This is a genomic window from Nostoc flagelliforme FACHB-838 (assembly GCF_014698065.1).
In the GTDB taxonomy this organism is placed as follows: domain Bacteria; phylum Cyanobacteriota; class Cyanobacteriia; order Cyanobacteriales; family Nostocaceae; genus Nostoc; species Nostoc flagelliforme_B.
The window spans coordinates 1-17,426 of sequence record NZ_JACJSI010000131.1 but is presented as its reverse complement, the minus strand read 5'-3'; the positions used below and the strand labels follow the sequence as shown (position 1 = coordinate 17,426).

Annotated in this window: 16 protein-coding genes and 1 pseudogene; 7 read left to right on the top strand and 10 right to left on the bottom strand. The window is 38.3% G+C overall.

Features of this window, described 5'->3' with window-relative positions:
* Positions 1-264 precede the first annotated feature (264 nt).
* Positions 265-1,119, bottom strand: coding sequence for an FkbM family methyltransferase (locus H6G97_RS32520; RefSeq protein WP_190944588.1), 855 nt, complete (start codon positions 1,117-1,119; stop codon positions 265-267).
* 378 nt (positions 1,120-1,497) lie between these two features.
* Between H6G97_RS32520 and H6G97_RS32515 the strand changes: the two genes are divergently transcribed.
* Positions 1,498-1,644 (top strand): hypothetical protein, encoded by a 147-nt coding sequence (locus H6G97_RS32515; RefSeq protein WP_190944587.1) that lies wholly within the window; start codon positions 1,498-1,500, stop codon positions 1,642-1,644.
* A 17-nt stretch (positions 1,645-1,661) separates the two neighbouring features.
* On the opposite strand, the gene H6G97_RS32510 is transcribed toward H6G97_RS32515, so the two are convergent.
* Complete coding sequence (locus tag H6G97_RS32510; protein WP_190944586.1) at positions 1,662-3,179, bottom strand: cryptochrome/photolyase family protein; 1,518 nt, start codon at positions 3,177-3,179, stop codon at positions 1,662-1,664.
* A gap of 231 nt (positions 3,180-3,410) precedes the next feature.
* Here H6G97_RS32510 and dinB point away from each other — a divergent pair, with 231 nt between their 5' ends.
* Complete coding sequence (gene dinB / locus H6G97_RS32505) at positions 3,411-4,502, top strand: DNA polymerase IV (protein ID WP_190944585.1); 1,092 nt, start codon at positions 3,411-3,413, stop codon at positions 4,500-4,502.
* Here the strand turns inward: dinB and H6G97_RS32500 are convergent.
* Positions 4,473-4,676: a CopG family transcriptional regulator gene (locus H6G97_RS32500; protein ID WP_190944584.1), complete on the bottom strand. Its 204-nt coding sequence runs from the start codon at positions 4,674-4,676 to the stop codon at positions 4,473-4,475. The genes dinB and H6G97_RS32500 overlap by 30 nt on opposite strands.
* 573 nt (positions 4,677-5,249) lie before the next feature.
* Here H6G97_RS32500 and H6G97_RS32495 point away from each other — a divergent pair.
* A complete protein-coding gene (locus H6G97_RS32495; RefSeq protein WP_190944583.1) occupies positions 5,250-5,759 on the top strand; it encodes a GNAT family N-acetyltransferase in 510 nt (169 codons plus the stop codon).
* A 120-nt stretch (positions 5,760-5,879) separates the two neighbouring features.
* Here H6G97_RS32495 and H6G97_RS32490 read toward each other — a convergent pair whose 3' ends face one another.
* Complete coding sequence (locus H6G97_RS32490; RefSeq protein ID WP_242055519.1) at positions 5,880-6,068, bottom strand: hypothetical protein; 189 nt, start codon at positions 6,066-6,068, stop codon at positions 5,880-5,882.
* Positions 6,069-6,208: 140 nt separating this feature from the next.
* Between H6G97_RS32490 and H6G97_RS32485 the strand changes: the two genes are divergently transcribed.
* Positions 6,209-6,925, top strand: coding sequence for a DUF2786 domain-containing protein (locus tag H6G97_RS32485; RefSeq protein WP_190944582.1), 717 nt, complete (start codon positions 6,209-6,211; stop codon positions 6,923-6,925).
* A 983-nt stretch (positions 6,926-7,908) separates the two neighbouring features.
* On the opposite strand, the gene H6G97_RS32480 is transcribed toward H6G97_RS32485, so the two are convergent.
* Both H6G97_RS32480 and H6G97_RS32475 read right to left on the bottom strand, forming a co-directional pair.
* Entirely contained in the window at positions 7,909-8,733 is an 825-nt protein-coding gene (locus tag H6G97_RS32480; RefSeq protein WP_190944581.1) for a class I SAM-dependent methyltransferase, read from the bottom strand.
* 99 nt (positions 8,734-8,832) lie between these two features.
* Positions 8,833-9,201 carry a DUF1392 family protein gene (locus H6G97_RS32475; protein WP_190944580.1) on the bottom strand — a complete coding sequence of 123 codons (369 nt, stop codon included), beginning with the start codon at positions 9,199-9,201 and terminating at the stop codon, positions 8,833-8,835.
* Between the two features lie 366 nt (positions 9,202-9,567).
* On the opposite strand from H6G97_RS32475, the pseudogene H6G97_RS56470 reads away from it, so the two are divergent.
* Both H6G97_RS56470 and H6G97_RS32470 read left to right on the top strand, forming a co-directional pair.
* Positions 9,568-9,921: pseudogene (locus tag H6G97_RS56470) on the top strand (sensor histidine kinase); the annotation flags it as partial.
* A gap of 12 nt (positions 9,922-9,933) precedes the next feature.
* Entirely contained in the window at positions 9,934-10,878 is a 945-nt protein-coding gene (locus H6G97_RS32470) for a sensor histidine kinase (protein WP_338421882.1), read from the top strand.
* 615 nt (positions 10,879-11,493) lie between these two features.
* Here H6G97_RS32470 and H6G97_RS32465 read toward each other — a convergent pair.
* The 3 genes from H6G97_RS32465 to H6G97_RS32455 all read right to left on the bottom strand — a co-directional run bounded on the left by H6G97_RS32465 (position 11,494) and on the right by H6G97_RS32455 (position 16,066).
* Positions 11,494-12,591, bottom strand: coding sequence for a hybrid sensor histidine kinase/response regulator (locus H6G97_RS32465; protein ID WP_190944579.1), 1,098 nt, complete (start codon positions 12,589-12,591; stop codon positions 11,494-11,496).
* Between the two features lie 16 nt (positions 12,592-12,607).
* Positions 12,608-15,148, bottom strand: a complete 2,541-nt coding sequence (locus H6G97_RS32460; RefSeq protein ID WP_190944578.1) for an ATP-binding protein — start codon at positions 15,146-15,148, stop codon at positions 12,608-12,610.
* Positions 15,149-15,361: 213 nt separating this feature from the next.
* Positions 15,362-16,066 carry a hypothetical protein gene (locus H6G97_RS32455; RefSeq protein ID WP_190944577.1) on the bottom strand — a complete coding sequence of 235 codons (705 nt, stop codon included), beginning with the start codon at positions 16,064-16,066 and terminating at the stop codon, positions 15,362-15,364.
* A gap of 483 nt (positions 16,067-16,549) precedes the next feature.
* Between H6G97_RS32455 and H6G97_RS55520 the strand changes: the two genes are divergently transcribed.
* Positions 16,550-16,975, top strand: coding sequence for an Hpt domain-containing protein (locus tag H6G97_RS55520; RefSeq protein ID WP_190944576.1), 426 nt, complete (start codon positions 16,550-16,552; stop codon positions 16,973-16,975).
* Positions 16,976-17,235: 260 nt separating this feature from the next.
* On the opposite strand, the gene H6G97_RS51905 is transcribed toward H6G97_RS55520, so the two are convergent.
* Positions 17,236-17,426 (bottom strand): hypothetical protein (locus H6G97_RS51905; RefSeq protein WP_206759136.1); only part of this gene is annotated, 191 nt, incomplete at its 5' end.

Here is a 17,426-nt window from a genome sequence, read left to right as displayed (position 1 = left end):
TCAATTTCTAATTCAACAGGTTAAAAATATTCTCAGCAATTGACAATTAAATTTTTCGAGAGTGCCTTCAGGTACAAGCAACCTTTTTAGTTGTTTTTGTTCTCGTAGATTATACGCGAACAAATTATGATTTATTCCATTATCTATTTTCCCTTAACCGAGCAGTATTGAGTCTAGATTACTTTTTTCATAATTTCTCTTTTTACAACAATCATGCAAGTCACCTAACTATAGCCGAATCATTTAACTTTTTTATTTATCCTTTTATCGGAAAGCATACATATTGCAGATATCAGTACCTTTAAGGTATTGTTCTTGCTCGACTATAACTTTCTTAAATCCCTTATCTCTCAATAATACTGAAATTTTTTCCACTCTATTTTCTAGATCGTGTACCTCAAGAACAATCTGTTTAATCTTTAACCAATCTTGTTCTTCGATTCCCAAAAGTACATCTAGTTCACTCTTTTCTACATCTATTTTTAGTAAATCAATTTGTTGAACATTGTACTCTTGTATTACTTCTGATAAAGTTCTTAACTGACAAGTAACTTGTTCTACTATGAAAGCTTGCTTTAATTTATAGTCAAGCACAAACGAGAGTAGCAATTGAGGTATTTTAGCATACCAGTATAAATGAGAAGATAAGTCTTTACTATCACGAATAGCATCGATCTTCTGAAAAGCAGCTTTTTTAAATTTATCTCGTTCCTTTTTTGAACCATCTGGGTATGCAGTGGATATAGATGTAGTATTAGGATAGTAAGCAAATGCCTCAACCTTTGATTTTTGTGAAATGCCGCAAGGTACTGCCTTTATTTTTTCTGGATCGAGGCTTTTAAGATTCTGCTCCAAGACCTGAAATATTTGAGGAACTGGCTCAAAAGCATATATGGTTACATTTTTATTACACAATTTATATACCCATAAGGAGAACATACCAATATTAGCTCCTATATCAAACACTGTATCGCCTTCATTTAGTTCAACTTCATGTCGAAAATACTCTTGTACTTGCTCGTACATTAAAAATATTTCTTCATTTTTTTGCAGGCAAAAAATCTCATTGCTGTTAGGAAGCGTTACTTTTGGTAAGTTGACTTTTTGGGTGAATGACATAACTTTTAGTTCTAAATTAAAAATACTTAAAATTTGCTCACTACACTACATAGTATGCTCAGAACCCAGAGAATTGATGAGCGTTGCGGCGTGGTGCTGGAGTTTAAGGATACTTACCGTCAAGAGTTTGGTCAATGAGTGATAGGATGTCGAACATGACCGAATTGCAGTTTTTGAGTTGTCGTTTGGTAAGACAACAACTTTACTACAAAGTGCCCTCTGTCTTCATACTCTTGTTTTGGCGAAGGTAGTGTAACATTGATAACTATTTTCAGCATCCTCAACCGTGAAATTTCTTTGCTCAGTCGGGGTTGGAAAAGGTTAAAAAGATAGTATAATGGGGAGCGCTAAAAGCTGCGAAAATTTTGCACGTTTGCGATGGCGTACCCGCCCACCGTAGGTGATCACATTGCACCCTTACACACTCTGCATAGCGATCGCCTCCGAAACTGCCCTTACCACAACCGCGCCTCTACAGCCTACGATTACCAGTCTGAAATGATTGCGGGTATTCCTTTACACTAATAATCAGCGGTTTCTGATTACGTAGTGTGCCAATTAGAAGCTAGAGAGCGGATTTTTTGAAGTTCCGATGGAGAGAGGCGCTCCAAGTTACGCAGTATTTGAGTCATACGTGGCTGGTCTTTTAACAAGTCGTAATGACGAGCCAGGAAGTCCCAATAAAAAAAGTTGAAAGGACAAGCATTTTTAGTGGTGCGTTCACGAGGATTATAAGCACAATTTTTACAATAGTCGCTCATGTTGTTGATGTAGTTAGCAGAAGCAGCATAAGGCTTAGAAGCGATCATTCCACCGTCAGCGAACTGCCCCATGCCAATGACATTGGTTTGCATCACCCAATCGTAGCCATCAATAAAAGCAGCATGAAACCAGTCTTCAAGTTCTTGGGGGGAGATACCTGCAATTAAAGCAAAGTTATTCAACACCATCAACCGTTGAATATGATGAGCATAACCTATTTGTTTAACCTGAGTTAGAATCTGGTGCAGACAATTCATCTGTGTATCGCCAGTCCAATAAAAAGCAGGCAGTGGATGAGTGTGGTTAAACCAGTTACGTTCTGAATAGTCATCATCTAGGTAAACATAAACACCGTGCATATACTCTCGCCAGCCAAGCACCTGACGGATAAAGCCTTCAACGCTGTTTAGCTCCCAGTTACTGCTGTTGTCTAAATATGCAAGTTGTGCCGCCTGAACAACTTCCAAAGGATGAAGCAATCCAATATTGAGATAGGGAGAAAGCATTGTATGCCACATTGTCTGTTCGCCAGTCACCATCGCGTCCTGGTATGGCCCGAATGAAGACAAACGTGTTTCGATAAAAAACTTCATTACTTGTAGTGCTTGCTGTCGGGTTACACCCCAGCGAAATGGTTCAAGAAGCCAGTAACTTTGATTGTCCTGGAAAGCCTCAGATTGCCTAATGAAGTTAATAACATCTTGTGTAATTGAGTCTGGTTCAAACCATAAAGCTTCGGGCAAGGTCAGTTTGCCCTTTGGTGGTTTGCGATTTTGCTTGTCAAAGTTCCATTGACCACCAACAGGTTGGTTGCCGGACATCAGAATGTTGAACCTCTGTCGCCCTTGGCGGTAGAAATCCTCCATGATTAAGCGTTTGCGTTTACCGGCCCAGTTTTTGAACTCTTCATCGCTCCAGATAAAACGATTATTTGGTGTGAAAGTGATTTGAATTGGAAGTTCTAACTTTTGAATCAACGCAACAAAAGGGCAATCCGTTGGAGTCATCACCCGCAGTTCGCTAATTTGGTATGAATTTATCCATTCAATTAAAGGTGTTTTGAAATCTTGGCTTTGAGTGTATGTGACTGCCCAGCCAAGCGATCGCAATTCGGCAGCAAAGTGACGCATGGCTGACCAGACCAATACCAGTTTTTGCAAGTGATAAGGAAGTTGCCCTGCATGGGCAAGAGATTCGATAAAAATCACAGGAGTCTGTTGGTGTTGTTGTAGGCAACTCTCTAGCGCTGACTGCCCAGCCCAAAGTTGATCTCCGAGAACCCAAACACCAATAGTCATGCCCTTGCTCCCTCTGATACCGTGCGTTGGCAACGTGATGACAAAATGCTACTCAATCAAGTGTAACGTTATTGTTACAAAAACTTTCTCAATAAAAAAGCTGAGAATGCTCAAAAGCGCTAGTACTAAAGTACTATTGTGATGAGAAATTTCTCAAATATATTGAATCACGAATTAAAGAGAGAATAGTCGTTCCCGCCGCTTGGTAGAAATGGTAATACTTCAAAAACAATGCAGACGAGGAAGATAGTTCACGTAGACATGGATGCCTTCTACGCATCGGTGGAACAGAGGGACAACCCTAGCTACCGAGGAAAACCGTTAGTAGTCGGTGGTAGCCCGAATCAGCGAGGTGTGGTTGCAGCCGCCAGTTATGAAGCCAGAAAATTCGGTATTTACTCTGCGATGCCGTCATTAACAGCAATTGCCAAATGCCCTGGACTGATATTTGTCAGACCAAGATTCGACGTTTACCGAGAGATTTCTGCTGCAATCCACGCTATCTTTAAACGCTACAGTGATTTAGTGGAAGGGGTTGCGCTAGATGAAGCATACTTGGATGTGACTGAGAACAAGCAAAATATCACCTACGCTTCTACTATCGCAAGACATATCAAAACTGCGATTCTCCAGGAAACTCAGTTGACAGCAACCGCAGGCGTGTCAATTAACAAGTTTCTTGCAAAAATGGCATCAGGTCAAAATAAACCCAATGGACTAACGGTGATTTTACCAGAGCAAGCGATCGCCTTTGTAGAACAACTGCCGATTGAAAAGTTTCACGGGATTGGAGAAGTTACAGCAGCGAAAATGCACTCACTGGGGATTCATACTGGCGCAGACTTGAAAGAGCGATCGCTTTTGGAGCTAACACACCACTTTGGTAAAGCAGGGCAATATTACTATAAGATTGCCAGGGCAGAAGATGACCGCCCAGTAGAAGCGAATCGAGTTCGTAAGTCTGTTGGTGCAGAAACCTCATTTGCAAGTGATTTAAGCGATATCGGCCAGATGTTGCAAGAACTTGAACAGATTGCCCAAATCGTCGAGCAACGGTTAGAGCAGCACGAAACGCGAGGCCGCACATTAACTCTGAAAGTCAAGTTCTCTGATTATCGTCAGTTAACCCGCAGTAAGACAATGCTTGCTCCTATCAGTGAACTATCTACGATTTTTGAGATAGCCAAAGCGCTGTTTGAGTCGATTGATCTGGAGAATCGCAGTATTAGGTTGCTTGGCATTTCCTTGTCTAACCTTGATAACGCCAAACAAACCCAAGTGATTCAATTGCCATTATTTCAGAATGGGAACATCATATTTTAGGGTAGATGTAGTCTTTTCAGAAGCTGACAACTCAGTTATGGAGAGAGAGCGAATCAACTCCCGAATCACATCAGTTGCAGGTCTACCTGTGTTTGCACAATATTTTTCAAGTTTTTCGCTTTCAACTGATGCAAGATTTATTGTGATTCGTTTGGCGGCCCATTTTTTGTTCATGACTTATCCTATTGATCAAATTTAATGAATTATTTAGACTTTAAATGCCTTGTGCAATACTTAACAAATATATAGATGTTAACCACAGCATACTTGCCGTAAAACCATTTTTAGCACATCCCTCCCCAGAGTATTTACTTGTAGCCCAAAACTTCACTGATAAATCATTTATATGAAGTTTAGAACATTTTAAATGAGCTTGTATTTTTGGTAAATATTGTTAAGCAAAGCGCAATTGGAGTGAGCCTTGCAAGAGGCGTATACTCAGCAAGTATTGCCAATTGAATTTAGTAAACCTTATCTTCAGACAATTGCATCTAATTTCATTTGCTCTTTACGCAAAGGTGAAGTTAACTAACTACTCTAGATATAGACTTCCATTCAAGTACTATATTTAACTGCAAAAAGTGGTCACAACAGAATCAGCGCTTAAAGCGTTTGAAAGCTGTTGTAAATCAAATTTAGTTTAAGTTGACAACAAGTTTCATGCAGTACCCAGAAAGCAATAGGAACAATCAGCCCAGTTTCATCAGCATAATAAATAGTTAGACATCAGTAACAAGGTGTTCGACTATGAGAGTTCTTGAAACAGAGCGTTTAGTTCTTCGTCGGCTGAGTGTTGAAGATAGCGAGTTCATTCTTGAGATATTGAATGACCCTTTGTGGTTGCGCTTTATTGGTGATAAAGGTGTGAGAACTCTTGATGATGCTCGTGAATATATTTTGAAGAATCCGGTTGCTATGTACGAGCGTCTCGGCTTTGGGCTGTATTTGGTTGAGCTAAAGGGGAAGAGCATCTCAATTGGAATTTGTGGTTTGATAAAAAGAGACTCCTTGGAGGATGTGGATGTTGGGTTTGCCTTTCTTCCTAAGTTCCGGGGAAAAGGATACGCTTATGAATCTGCTTCTGCTGTCATCATGTATGGAAGAAGAACCTTCGGCTTAACTCGTATTGTCGCTATCACTACACCGGACAATTATGGTTCAGCAAAGCTGCTCAAAAAACTAGGACTAAGCTTTGAGCGAATGATTAAACTATCTGATGATAGTAAGAGTCTTAGTTTGTTCATTTCTGATGTCTAACAATTGCGGCGCATCGGATTAAAGAAAGCCGCTCGTGCTGAGTTCGAGTTTTTAGCAACCTCTGATCGCAGCCGTTATGCCGCGAATTTCAGTTACCATTGTAAGCATTTCACAAGCTCATCAATGATTGCAATTGTGTGTCTGAACTATCTCCCAGTTCTTGAAGAGTTGGGATAGTTGATTTTCTAAGGCTTCAGCAGTTTGAATGAGATTCGACTCTTGGGCTATTTTTAGCTGAGTTTCTTTAATAGAGATTTTTCTTACTAGTTCATTCACTGCATCGATTGAATCATCATTTTCAGAAATCATTGCTTCATCCCGAATATCCGTTTTTAGCAGGAATAATTGCTACAAAACTTGCTATGTATGAATAAAAATTAGCTACATCTTTGATTTTACACAAGTATATTAAAAGATATTTCCTTTCAAAATTTGCTTGAGTGATACGAATGCAGACACAGGCGTTAGAACTAGAAAAAATCGCTGACAAAATTAGAAAACTATTCGCACTTAGCGAATCTCCCAACGAGTCAGAGGCAAGCGCCGCCGCAGCTAAAGCCCAAGAAATGCTAACCCGGCACAATTTATCGATAGCCTCACTCCAAGATTGGACACCTCAACCACTAGAAGAAGAAGTCATTCGCCAGTTTAAACGCATGACATCATGGAAATTTATTTTACTAAGTGGTGTTTGTTGGGGGAATTACTGCTGTGCGATCACTAGACACTACCATAGCGGGTCTAAAATGATTATCTTAGGACGAAAAGTGAATATCATCTCTACTCAGATTCAGTTTGAGTATCTTGAACAAACCATTGAACGACTAGCAAAACAAGCCGTAGGTAATCGCGCTTTTAGAAATGCTTTTAAGTTAGGTGCTGCTAATAGACTTGTAAGTAGGATTCTTGAGAATCGTGAACAACAGAAAAATGGAGGGATTGCTGGAACTGCTGAGTCGGTTGCAGTACCCGCAATCATCGTGCAAGCACTCTACGAAAAACTAGAATCTGAGTTAGAAGCATATCTAAATAATGTGAAAGTTAAACAAATGGCGTTACCATCGTGTGGTTCAAAAGACGGATATTTCTCTGGTATATCTGCGGCTGATTCTGTCTCTCTTAATCGCCAAGTTAGTAGCAGTCAACAGCACTATCTACCAGGTTAATTAAGACGTATCAGAAGATAGCGGCAGTGATGAGAGTAGATTTTGGAGTGATTAACCATTTTTTGAATTGTTTTGACCTCATGCAATGCTTGGTGCGATCGCTTTCGGCAAGATTTGCAGTACTTATACAGAGGTATAAATAATTATCAAAGTATAAACTGAATGCTGGTAAAAGATGATTATAGTAAATTTATATACTCTACTGATGTGAATAACTCGGTAGAGTATTTTTGTGAAAGTATGCCTACCGTAAGCGATCGCCAATCCTTTACCCTTGTTACAACCACCCTCCACAGCCGACGATTGCTCCTTGAGGTAATGGTGCATTCATGTTTGACGAAATTTTGATAACCATTGGTTAACACGCATTCAGTTAAGGGTGTTGCATTGGGCTTGGTTCATTGCGTTTAATCTTTGCATAGTGCAGCTTTAAAAGTTTTTCGCTCTTTTTGCATAAATTACAAAACTTGAACAGAAGAGTATTACATAGCGAACGAATTATATGTAAAGCAGGGGGCAATAGTTTAAAACTCCCATATTTAATTTTTTTTGTAAGCGCTGCTCTGGACTCCTTGCCCCAGGGCAGTTTTTTTGTATAGGTAGGCGAAATACAGTTTGCACCCACTGCCAACAATCGAGTTACACATGCAGTGCGTTGTTCACTCGCTGTAACCAGAATATTGCGTTACAGTCCGTAAAAGCGTTAATCTCAAGTGTAGCAAGCAGAAACCCTGATCCCCAGTAAAACTCCTAGTACAGAGATTTAAGCAATGGCGAAGATTCAGCAGACTTGGCAACGTAAGATGCGCTTTTATCCTTAAAGGTTGTTTGAAAAGGCTCGGCTTGAGCTTCAAGTGCGACTCAGAGGCGCGATCTCAAATCCCAAAACTCCGATTCTCTCGTGGCAGTTTCCCCGTAGCCAGGGTAGTTAAACACACACTTAAGAATTTTTTAAACATCCTCTGAGGCAGTAGTCCAACATTTTAATTCTTTTGGGCAATATGAAAAGCCGAAATATATGAAAGTTTAAGCTGTCCTCCAAAGTCATTATCTATTCGTTGCTTTAACCCGGCAAATAGCAATTCTTTTTTTTGTGGTTCTAACTTTAAATACGGTGAATAAGTATTTAACAGAGTTAAATATTCATCTGAGCTATAGATTACTTCAGATTTAACTTGTCCAAACTTCAAGTCTTTAAATTGCCTAGAATCAATTATCATACTCCCTAATTGTTTGAGGATTTCTTGTTGTGTTTCATCATCTTCATAACGAGCGACAGATGGAGCGTATGCTTGATAAATTTCTGATAAACTTTGATAAACTTCGTACCTAGGTTGCAGTTCCTTATTCCACAGTAAAATCAAATACCTGTTATCCTTCAATGCACTTGCCGCTTTTGCATAGCCTATTTCAGGAGATATCCAATGAAAAGAAGATGCTGCTAATACAGCATCAAACTGACCTACTTCTAATTTCCATTCCTCAAAAGATGTGTTCTGAATTTCTACATCGGGATAGGTTTGACAATTCTGTTGGGCTAACTTTAAAAAATCTGGATTTGGTTCCAAACATTTCATTGAATAACCTAATTGAGCAAATGATGTTGTTGCTGTTCCCGGGCCACATCCTACTTCCAAAATTTTTGACTCACTAAAAAGTTGGGCTACCTCGACAACTTGCTTAATTAATTGTTGTGGATAACGGGGTCTTGCCCTGTTGTAAGCTTCTGCTGCTGGAGAGTACCAATGTTTTCGCACTTCTATATCTTTATTAGAGTAGCTAGCTATTGTTTGTTTCAGATTTTCCATAGCCTACTCATCGCTGTGCGCTAACAAAGTACAAAATTAGTATAAAACTATTCTGCTATTACTCTTTTTACATTTCTAGCCAGTTGCCCTTCGCCCAACTTAACAACTGAACTTCCTCACATGGTCGCGGATCGGTGGCCCATCACCGTGAAATCGAAACTCGACCAACTCACCCAGGCGAAAAACGGGTTTTTCTTGGGGCAGTGATGGCTGCGCCAACGCCAAGGGCGAACGCAAATTACCTGCACCAATAAGTTCACTACCCCAAACAGTAATATTGTCATTGCAAGTATTGATTTCGTATTTCCAGCCTTGCGGCGACCATTCGACACCACAGCAGTAACCAAATGCTTTGACTCTCTTCACGTACACCCGTTCAAAAAAACTTACTAGCAACGGCGGGATTCGTTGACCCGAAGGTGGAGAGATGTACCAGCACTGTTCTAAGCCGTGCACAAGGTTAGTCATACTTTTGCTCTTTTCAAAATACTTTGTGCTGACATGAATAATTGAGTTGCAAAACTGGGAGGTACGGAATAGCCGATAATTGACCCCGCCGTAGCAGTTTCGTTGGGGAATAATGCAGATATAGTATTTGAACAAAGTAGTGCTGATGTACTATAAAAATAGTAATATAGTATTTTATTAAGCACCAGTTAGCCTAACTTTCTAATAAACTTGTCCGAAAACTTTAAAGCCAGACTGTTCAAAGCTTTGCTGACTTTCCACATCCCGTGAAAAGTCAGGATAGTTTAGGGGATGAAAGTTCAGCTTGGGTGATGATTTGGGAATACTAGAGTTGCACAATACACGAAAATCCCAGCAATCTCTACCATGATGTTAGCATTCTTAAACTATTCCTTCTATTCAAATGGTTTTATCCCTCATGGACATTGTTATCTCTGGAAGACAGGCTTAGTATGGTTACACATTTTATCAGATTCTTTAATTGCTCTTGCCTATTTCTCTATCCCCATAGCACTTGTTTACTTTGTTCGGAAGCGGGAGGATTTACCCTTTAAATCAACACTTTTACTATTTGGAGCTTTCATTATCTTTTGTGGTACAACTCACGTAATGGAAATTTGGACGCTTTGGTATCCAACTTATTGGCTATCTGGTTTTATAAAAGCTTTGACTGCTTTGATATCGGTTTATACAGCTTTCACATTAGTGCCGATAATTCCCCAGGCGCTAGCTTTGCCAAGTCCAGCACAACTAGAAGTAGCTAACAGTCAACTAAAACTTACTCTCAAAGAACTTGCAGATACGCAAACTCAACTTATTCAAACTGAAAAAATGTCCTCTTTAGGGCAGTTAGTAGCAGGCATTGCCCATGAAATTAACAACCCTGTTAGTTTCATCTATGGTAATATCGGCATTGCTAATGAATATACTAATAACTTATTGAAATTAATTTCAGTTTATCAAGAATGTTACCCACAAAGCCTATCAAAAATTCAGATTTTAACTGAGACAATAGAATTCAACTTTGTTAAAGAAGATTTACCGAAAATATTATCTTCAATGAAAATAGGAGCTGAACGCATCTGCAAAATTGTTTTATCATTACGAAATTTTTCGAGGCTAGATGAAGCCGAGATAAAAAGAGTTGATCTTCATGAAGGGATTAACAGCAGTCTCTTAATTTTGGAAAATAAATTAAAAGGTCAAGGAAAAGATCCAAATATTGAAGTTATTAAAGAATATGGTGAACTCCCTCAAGTTGATTGTTATCCGGGGCAACTTAATCAGGTATTTCTGAACATTCTAACTAATGCCATTGATACTTTGAGAGAGTCAATAGTTGGTTGTCCACTGCCAGAGAGTAATGTTATAAGAACTGGAAAACAACAACCAGTAAATAACAATCCTCAAATCCGCATTATTACTGAAATTTTAGATAGCCATCAAGTAATGATTCGAGTTATTGACAATGGCTGTGGGATGACAGAAGAAGTAAGGCAAAAAATATTTGACCCTTTCTTTACAACTAAACCTGTTGGCTCAGGTACAGGTTTGGGAATGTCAATTAGCTATAAAATTGTAGACAAGCATGGTGGTCAGCTGAAGTGTATTACACAACCTTTTCAAGGCACAGACTTTCAGATCCAGATTCCGATCAGGATTAAGTCCTTCATCTGAATAGTAGCATTTATTTACTCTGAGTTAATCGGATGCTTTTATGCGCTGAAAAAAGATTGCTCAGAAGCTAATAAAATTCTTGCTTGTTCTTGATCCAAGGGCTTTGAAAATAAGTAACCTTGTGCTTGTTCAATACTTTTTGGGTTTTGGGGGAAGGGGAACCCGGATTTCTCACCGATGCTCAAAGCCTGTGCTTGTGCAGGGGAGCAGGGGGGCAGGGGAGCAGGGGAGCAGGGGAGCAGGGGAGCAGGGGAGCAGAGGAGAGTTATTGTATAAGTTCTTTTCCCTCTGCTCCTCTGCCCCTTCCCTCAAGCTTGTGAGAAATGCGGGGGGAAGGGTTTTATATTTACCTTTACCCCTTCCTCTTTAACCTTTCCCCAGACTAAAAGATAGATTGTTGGATTTATCCCAAAAGTATTGCGCTCTGAGTTAGCAATATTGCGTCCGTCGGTTAAAAAGTGTATAAGACTTATATTTGATTTATGAAAAACCAGATTGGCTAAAAGCTTACCCTACAAAAGTTTGTTAAAATGGTCAGAAATACTTATTTCCTAAATCAGTTCAAGGCAATATTTAGAAGGTTTGATTAATAAAAAATTGCTATCTTTTGTGAGTTTATAAGCAAGCTAGAGGCAGATGAATAAATATAGTTGTTTGTTGAGTAGGAATACTTTCAATAATTAGCTTTCCTCCGTATAATTTAGCGATTTGTACAGCGATAGACAATCCTAAACCACTTCCTTGCTGTTCGTAAAGTTTCCGCTCAAATTGCTGATGAGCGCCGACGCTGCTAATTTGTTCAATGCTCATACCTCGACCGTAGTTACTAACACATAAAACGAAAAAACTGTTCTCTTGCCAGGTAGTAATTCTCACAGGGGAGCCAGTGTTAGAAAATTTAAAAGCATTGTCAAGTAGTTCTTCAATCAACTTGCTCAGATGGCTATTTATAATTTGAAGGTCAGCATCAATAAGTTGTAAGTGCAAATCAGCTTCTCGGTTAACAAAGCAAGCTTTTAAAATAGCCTCTTCAGCAATAACTTGATTAGCACAAAGAGTTTGGTGGCTTCTAAAAAATGTAACTTGCTCACTATCCGTTTTTACTATCTCCAATTTAGCATAGAGCAAAAAATTTTGGATGAGCCGATGTAAACGATTTCCCGAAGCTCGGATGTCTTCTAGTATTTCCAAGCTTTCAGCTAGTGATAACGAATCGAAATGATCAATCATCACTTCAGAAAGTCCAATAATTCCATTGAGAGGGGTTCGCAACTCGTGAGGTAAAGATAAAGTAATACTGGAGCGTAGTTGGTCAAGCCTCTGTGCTTGTTGCTTTTCTAAGATGGCTTGTTTTTCTAACCTTGTAGTGATAGTTTGTAGCAATTCCCTTGCTCGAAATGGCTTGGTTAGATAATCATCAGCTCCCAAAGACATACCCATCCGCAAATCTGCTGTGTCAGCTTTGGCAGTAAGGAAGATGAAAGGAATTGTAGCAGTCAGAGAATTTTGACGTAACGTATTGAACACACCATAGCCATCAAGTCCAGGCATCATAACATCACAAATGATTAAATCAGGAAGATGTTCGAGCGCCATTTGCACGCCGATATGCCCGTTTTCTGCTTCGTTAGTGTTAAAATTCTTCGCCTTCAATAGCTCTAAAATATTGGCTCGGACAGGTGCCTCGTCTTCAATGACTAAAAGCTTTTTCATAAATTATCTCTAATTACTATTTTAAGGGTAGGATCACAGTAAAAATGGTACCCACATCTATTTGACTATTGACTGTAATTTGCCCTCTATGCAAATCAACAGCTTTTTTGACAATTGCCATACCGAGACCTGTTCCAGGGATGTCATTCACATTCCTAGCCCGATGAAAAGGGTCAAACAGCCGTGGTATATCTTCTGCGGGAATGCCAATACCACAATCTTTTACTTGAAAAACTATATCTTTTAAATGACAATAAACTATTAATTGAACAATACTACCTTTAGATGAGTATTTAATAGCATTAGATAACAAATTTGACAAAATTGAACGCAAGAGCTTTTCATCCATGTAAATTGTATTACATTCAAATTTCTTAATAAATTCAATAGTGTGTTTTTTGCCATCTCCCAGTTGCAGTTCTTCTACCAAATCACTACAGAATTTAAACAAATTGGCTGGGCAAGGTTGATATTGTAATTTGCCGGCTTCTGCCTTACCTAGCAATAGGACATCATTCAACAGATGAGTCATCTGTTCAACTGAGGCTTGGATACGTTGTAAATGTTCAACTTTTTTCTCCTGACTCCAGTTTTGGCTATAGTATTCAAGTAATTCCGCAGATGAAAGAATTGTAGTTAGGGGTGTGCGAAACTCGTGAGAGGTCATGGTAATGAAGCGGGATTTAAGTTCTGAGAGTTCTATTTCCTGTTGTAAAGCCTTGCTAATTTCTTCTTCAATTAACTGACGCTGCATAATCAAACCCAATTCAGTCGAAGCTGAAAGTAGTTCAATCAAGCGTTGCTCAGGATGTCGCAACTCAAATGTGTAGAAAACAAGTACAGCTAGGACTTTATCATCAGCGATAATTGGAATTGCTAGCCTAGTTCTCAGTCCGCTCTCTAAAGCTATCTTAGTACGTAGATATGTTTTGTCTGAAGCAGGGCAAACATCTTGGTGCCATTCTGCTTGTTTCGATAACCACACGCGTCCAGGTAAGCCAATCCCTGGCTCGAAAATCAACTTTTCACTTGCTATCCTAAATGGTTTTAAACTTTCAGCATTGCTATACCATACAGAACTACATTCAAGACATGTGCCATCAGAGCGGGGAATCCAAGCTTCTGCAAAATTCCAATTGGAAGCTATACATACGTTCTGGAGAACAATTAAGAGTGCTGAGTCAAAACTTTCAGAGGTAAAGATTTCCTGGATTGTCGTTTGCCAGAAGTGCAACTCTTCTTCATGCTGTTTTCGTTCAGTGATATCACGACAAATTCCAATAAAGTATAATACCTCGTCATGAGAATTTTTTAAAGCTGATAAGTTTGATGTATGCCATTTCCAACTTCCATCTTTATGTTTTACCTGATATTCAATCTCACCCTGCCTTTGATTTTTTCTGAATAGCGATTCTAATAAGTTTTTACAAGCAGGCAGAGAATCTGAGTGTAAAAATAAATGAAATGATTTTCCTTCAACTAACTCTATGTCATGTCCTAAAATTTCAGTCCAGTTCGGAGAAACATAAGAAAAAAATCCATCAGGTTTAAGCAAATAAATTATATCTGTTGCGTTTTCAACAATAGTACGGAATTTTTCTTCACCCTGCCGAAGTGCTTCTTCTGCTTGCTCTAGGTTGTGATTTTTTTTCTCTAGTTTTTGGATATAAATTGCAATAGTTTGGATAAGATTATTAAAAGATGCGGATAATAACCCAATTTCATCTGATGTAGTGACGGGAACTTGTAAAGAAAAATCCGATGAATTACTAACTAGCCGAGCGACCTGAGTTACGGCTTCTATAGGACGAGCAATTGCACGGCTGGTAGAAAAGGACAACAAAGCAGCAAATAGAACAGAAAGTATCATAGTGCAAGCAATAATCTGGCTTCGGAGGCTTTCTGCTTTAATTAAAGCAACTTGTGCCTGATATTCTTGTTTTTGAGCAGCTTTAATAAATGCTGTTAATTCATAGGCAGAACTAACAACTGACCCAAATTCATGACCACCTGTAAAATCAGTAATTAATTTCTTAGCCGCAACAGATGACTCTGATTTTAACTTCAGAAACTCGATTTGTTTTAATATTACGTCAAGCTGTTGATAAAAAGATTTTACTGTTTGGTTACTGTCATATAATAATAAACTTAAATTTTTGTCTTGAATAGAGATCGGGGAAGATTTAAGTTCCAATATCAGGTTGTGAATTTTTTCCTGTCGTAGGGGTAACTGTAATCTATGGAGTTCCAACTCCGTTGGTTTCTTCAAAAGAGGAACAAATTCTCTCGTCGGAAGAGTTTCAAGCATAGCAACTTGTAAATCACTTAATAACTGATTTTGGTGATTGGCACAATCTCGAATGTTACTTGCTTTCATTTGGTAATAATTACCAAGAACTAATCCAAATGTAGTTCCCCCTACAGCAATACTAAGAGCCAAGGCATATCCACCAATAATTTTGTTTTTTAAGCTTACGCTTGACAAGGTAGATTGGATTTTAGGGGAAATATATTGTGATAAATTAAGTTGTAATATTAAGTTAGTCCAGCTTTTCACAAAACTCTACTTTTAGATGGAAAGAGGTAAAAATTAGAAGATAAAACTAACAACTTAGATGATGTTGAATTTACATCTAAATTGAGCCGATTGCAAGAGCTAAAAATTTTAGAAACTAGCTCCTACTATTCTTGATCTTTATTGAGTAAACAATTCACTGCTAATTTATATAAATTGCAGGCAGTAAATTGCGTTACTATATTGTTAGTATATCTAGGCTATTGAGCTAATGACACAGGGTAATGAAAGCTCAGAAGAGCTTGCCCACCACGAAATAATCCTTTCTTCCTTAATACTACATTTTGTCGCACCTCCTACTGCTCTTAAATATGTAATTAACTTAGGTAAAATTTGGCGTATTATTCGTCGTGTTCCTTGAGCTGTAAAAATTTCTACTTCTCCAAATGGTTTTTCCATATATACAGAATAAAATCCCATACTTCTTAAAGAATTCAGCAATCTTTGATCTGATGACTCTCGTAACAAAGTTATATGGACTTCATCTTGACGAAAGGTTCCAGGAAAAAGAGATGAAGTTTGAAATATTAGAGGTATTTCTACTTGTGGGTTAAAAGCTTTTTCTTCAATGTCCACATCAAGAGGTATATATTCAGCTTCAATATAACCTTCAATAGATTTAGGATTATCTTTTATATAGTTAATAAGAGCATTAAAGGTTGCTCGAAGCTCTTGGGCATATTTAGTTTTTTTAGTTAAATGTATTTTGGGAGGACGATGACTAAATTGCTCTGGATACCCTGAGAAGTCAGAATTCCAAAACTTTTGATTTTCTACCAGAAAATTCTCAAACGATTTTGAGAGTGTTTGAGCATCTATGTGAAGGTGAAACTCACCTACTAATGCTGGAATACAACGATTACGCAAAGTTTTGCTTACGTCACTCTGTTTATTCACCATAATGCCCATACAATTTTATAGAATCTATTTAGTAAGAATAGTACTTAAAGATTAATTTAATTACAGTGATAATACTGGATTTTAGCTGAGTCTTTGTAAATTTTTCAAAGGAATATTAGTTATGAATTACGGAATTGTTTACACTACTTGAATAAGCTGGAAGCTGCTTTCATCTATAAATTTAGTGAAATAGTTAGGGCAGTCAAATTTATAGCTCTCAACTCGAAAGTAAGCTCTAAACCGCTTTCAGCAATTGGTTCTCCCTGAATGACTAAAAAGGGTTAATCAGTTATGCAGTGTATACAGCATATTTATTTACACGTAAGCACCATGACAATCGCCCGACACAGCTTGAACAGGTAATGCAGAAGAATTTGGATTGGTGACAAAAATTTGCGGTTTCGAGCAAATAGTCCATCATTCTACAATTGACACTGAGTTTTTAAAATGTAAAATATAGAATAGCAGTATATTTTTAGACTTGTGAGCTACCGAACTAATCATCCAAGTGATACTCAAGCGCTCGAAGCAGTTGTGGAAAAGTTTGGAATTCCCAATTTACAGGTGGTAATTGATTTGCGTATTTTACAAGATTTGCGAACCCTGTTGGACAGCGAGGGCGATCAATTTGTTGCCGAGTTGCTAAATATTTATTTAACAGATACTCCACTTAGAATGCAGATGATTAAAGATGCTGCCGCCAATGGTGAGCGAACAAAACTACAAAAAGCGGCTCACCCTTTGCGCTCTCCTAGCGTTAGTATTGGTGCAGCAAGGTTGGGAATGATGTGTCAAAAGTTAGAAATTTCTGCCGATAACCAATTATGGGCTGAACTATCTCAAATGATTAATCAAATAGAGAGCGAACATAGGAATGTCGTAAAATTTATCCAAAGTTTTTATCTTTAACCGTTAATAACTTTACAAACTATTCCCTTGGTCGAGAACAAAAGTAACTTTATATACTCAAGTTCCAAGTCCAATAACCAGAAGAATTACCCTTTTTTAATTAGTCAGCTGTACGATGCTCAACTGTCTTTTGGGTGTTTAAACAAGAACTAAAGCTAAAAAGATTAAAAATTAAACATTGCTGTCCCTTTCAATGTACTAAATTTTAAATGCGCCCTAGCCTTCAAAACCAGGCAAACCCTGTATCTAACCAATACGGTTCAGTTAAGGCTCAAAAGCTTATGAGTGACGTTAAATTTCGGAGCTTCGACTCGTTGTCCAGTACCTCTGTGTTTTGGTTTTTTAGAACGAAACTTTGATACAGGTCTTTTTACAACCCTGGGATTAGTACGGTGAACGCGTTCGGGTAACAACGTATCTAGGATTTCTACAATTAACCAATTGAAAAAAA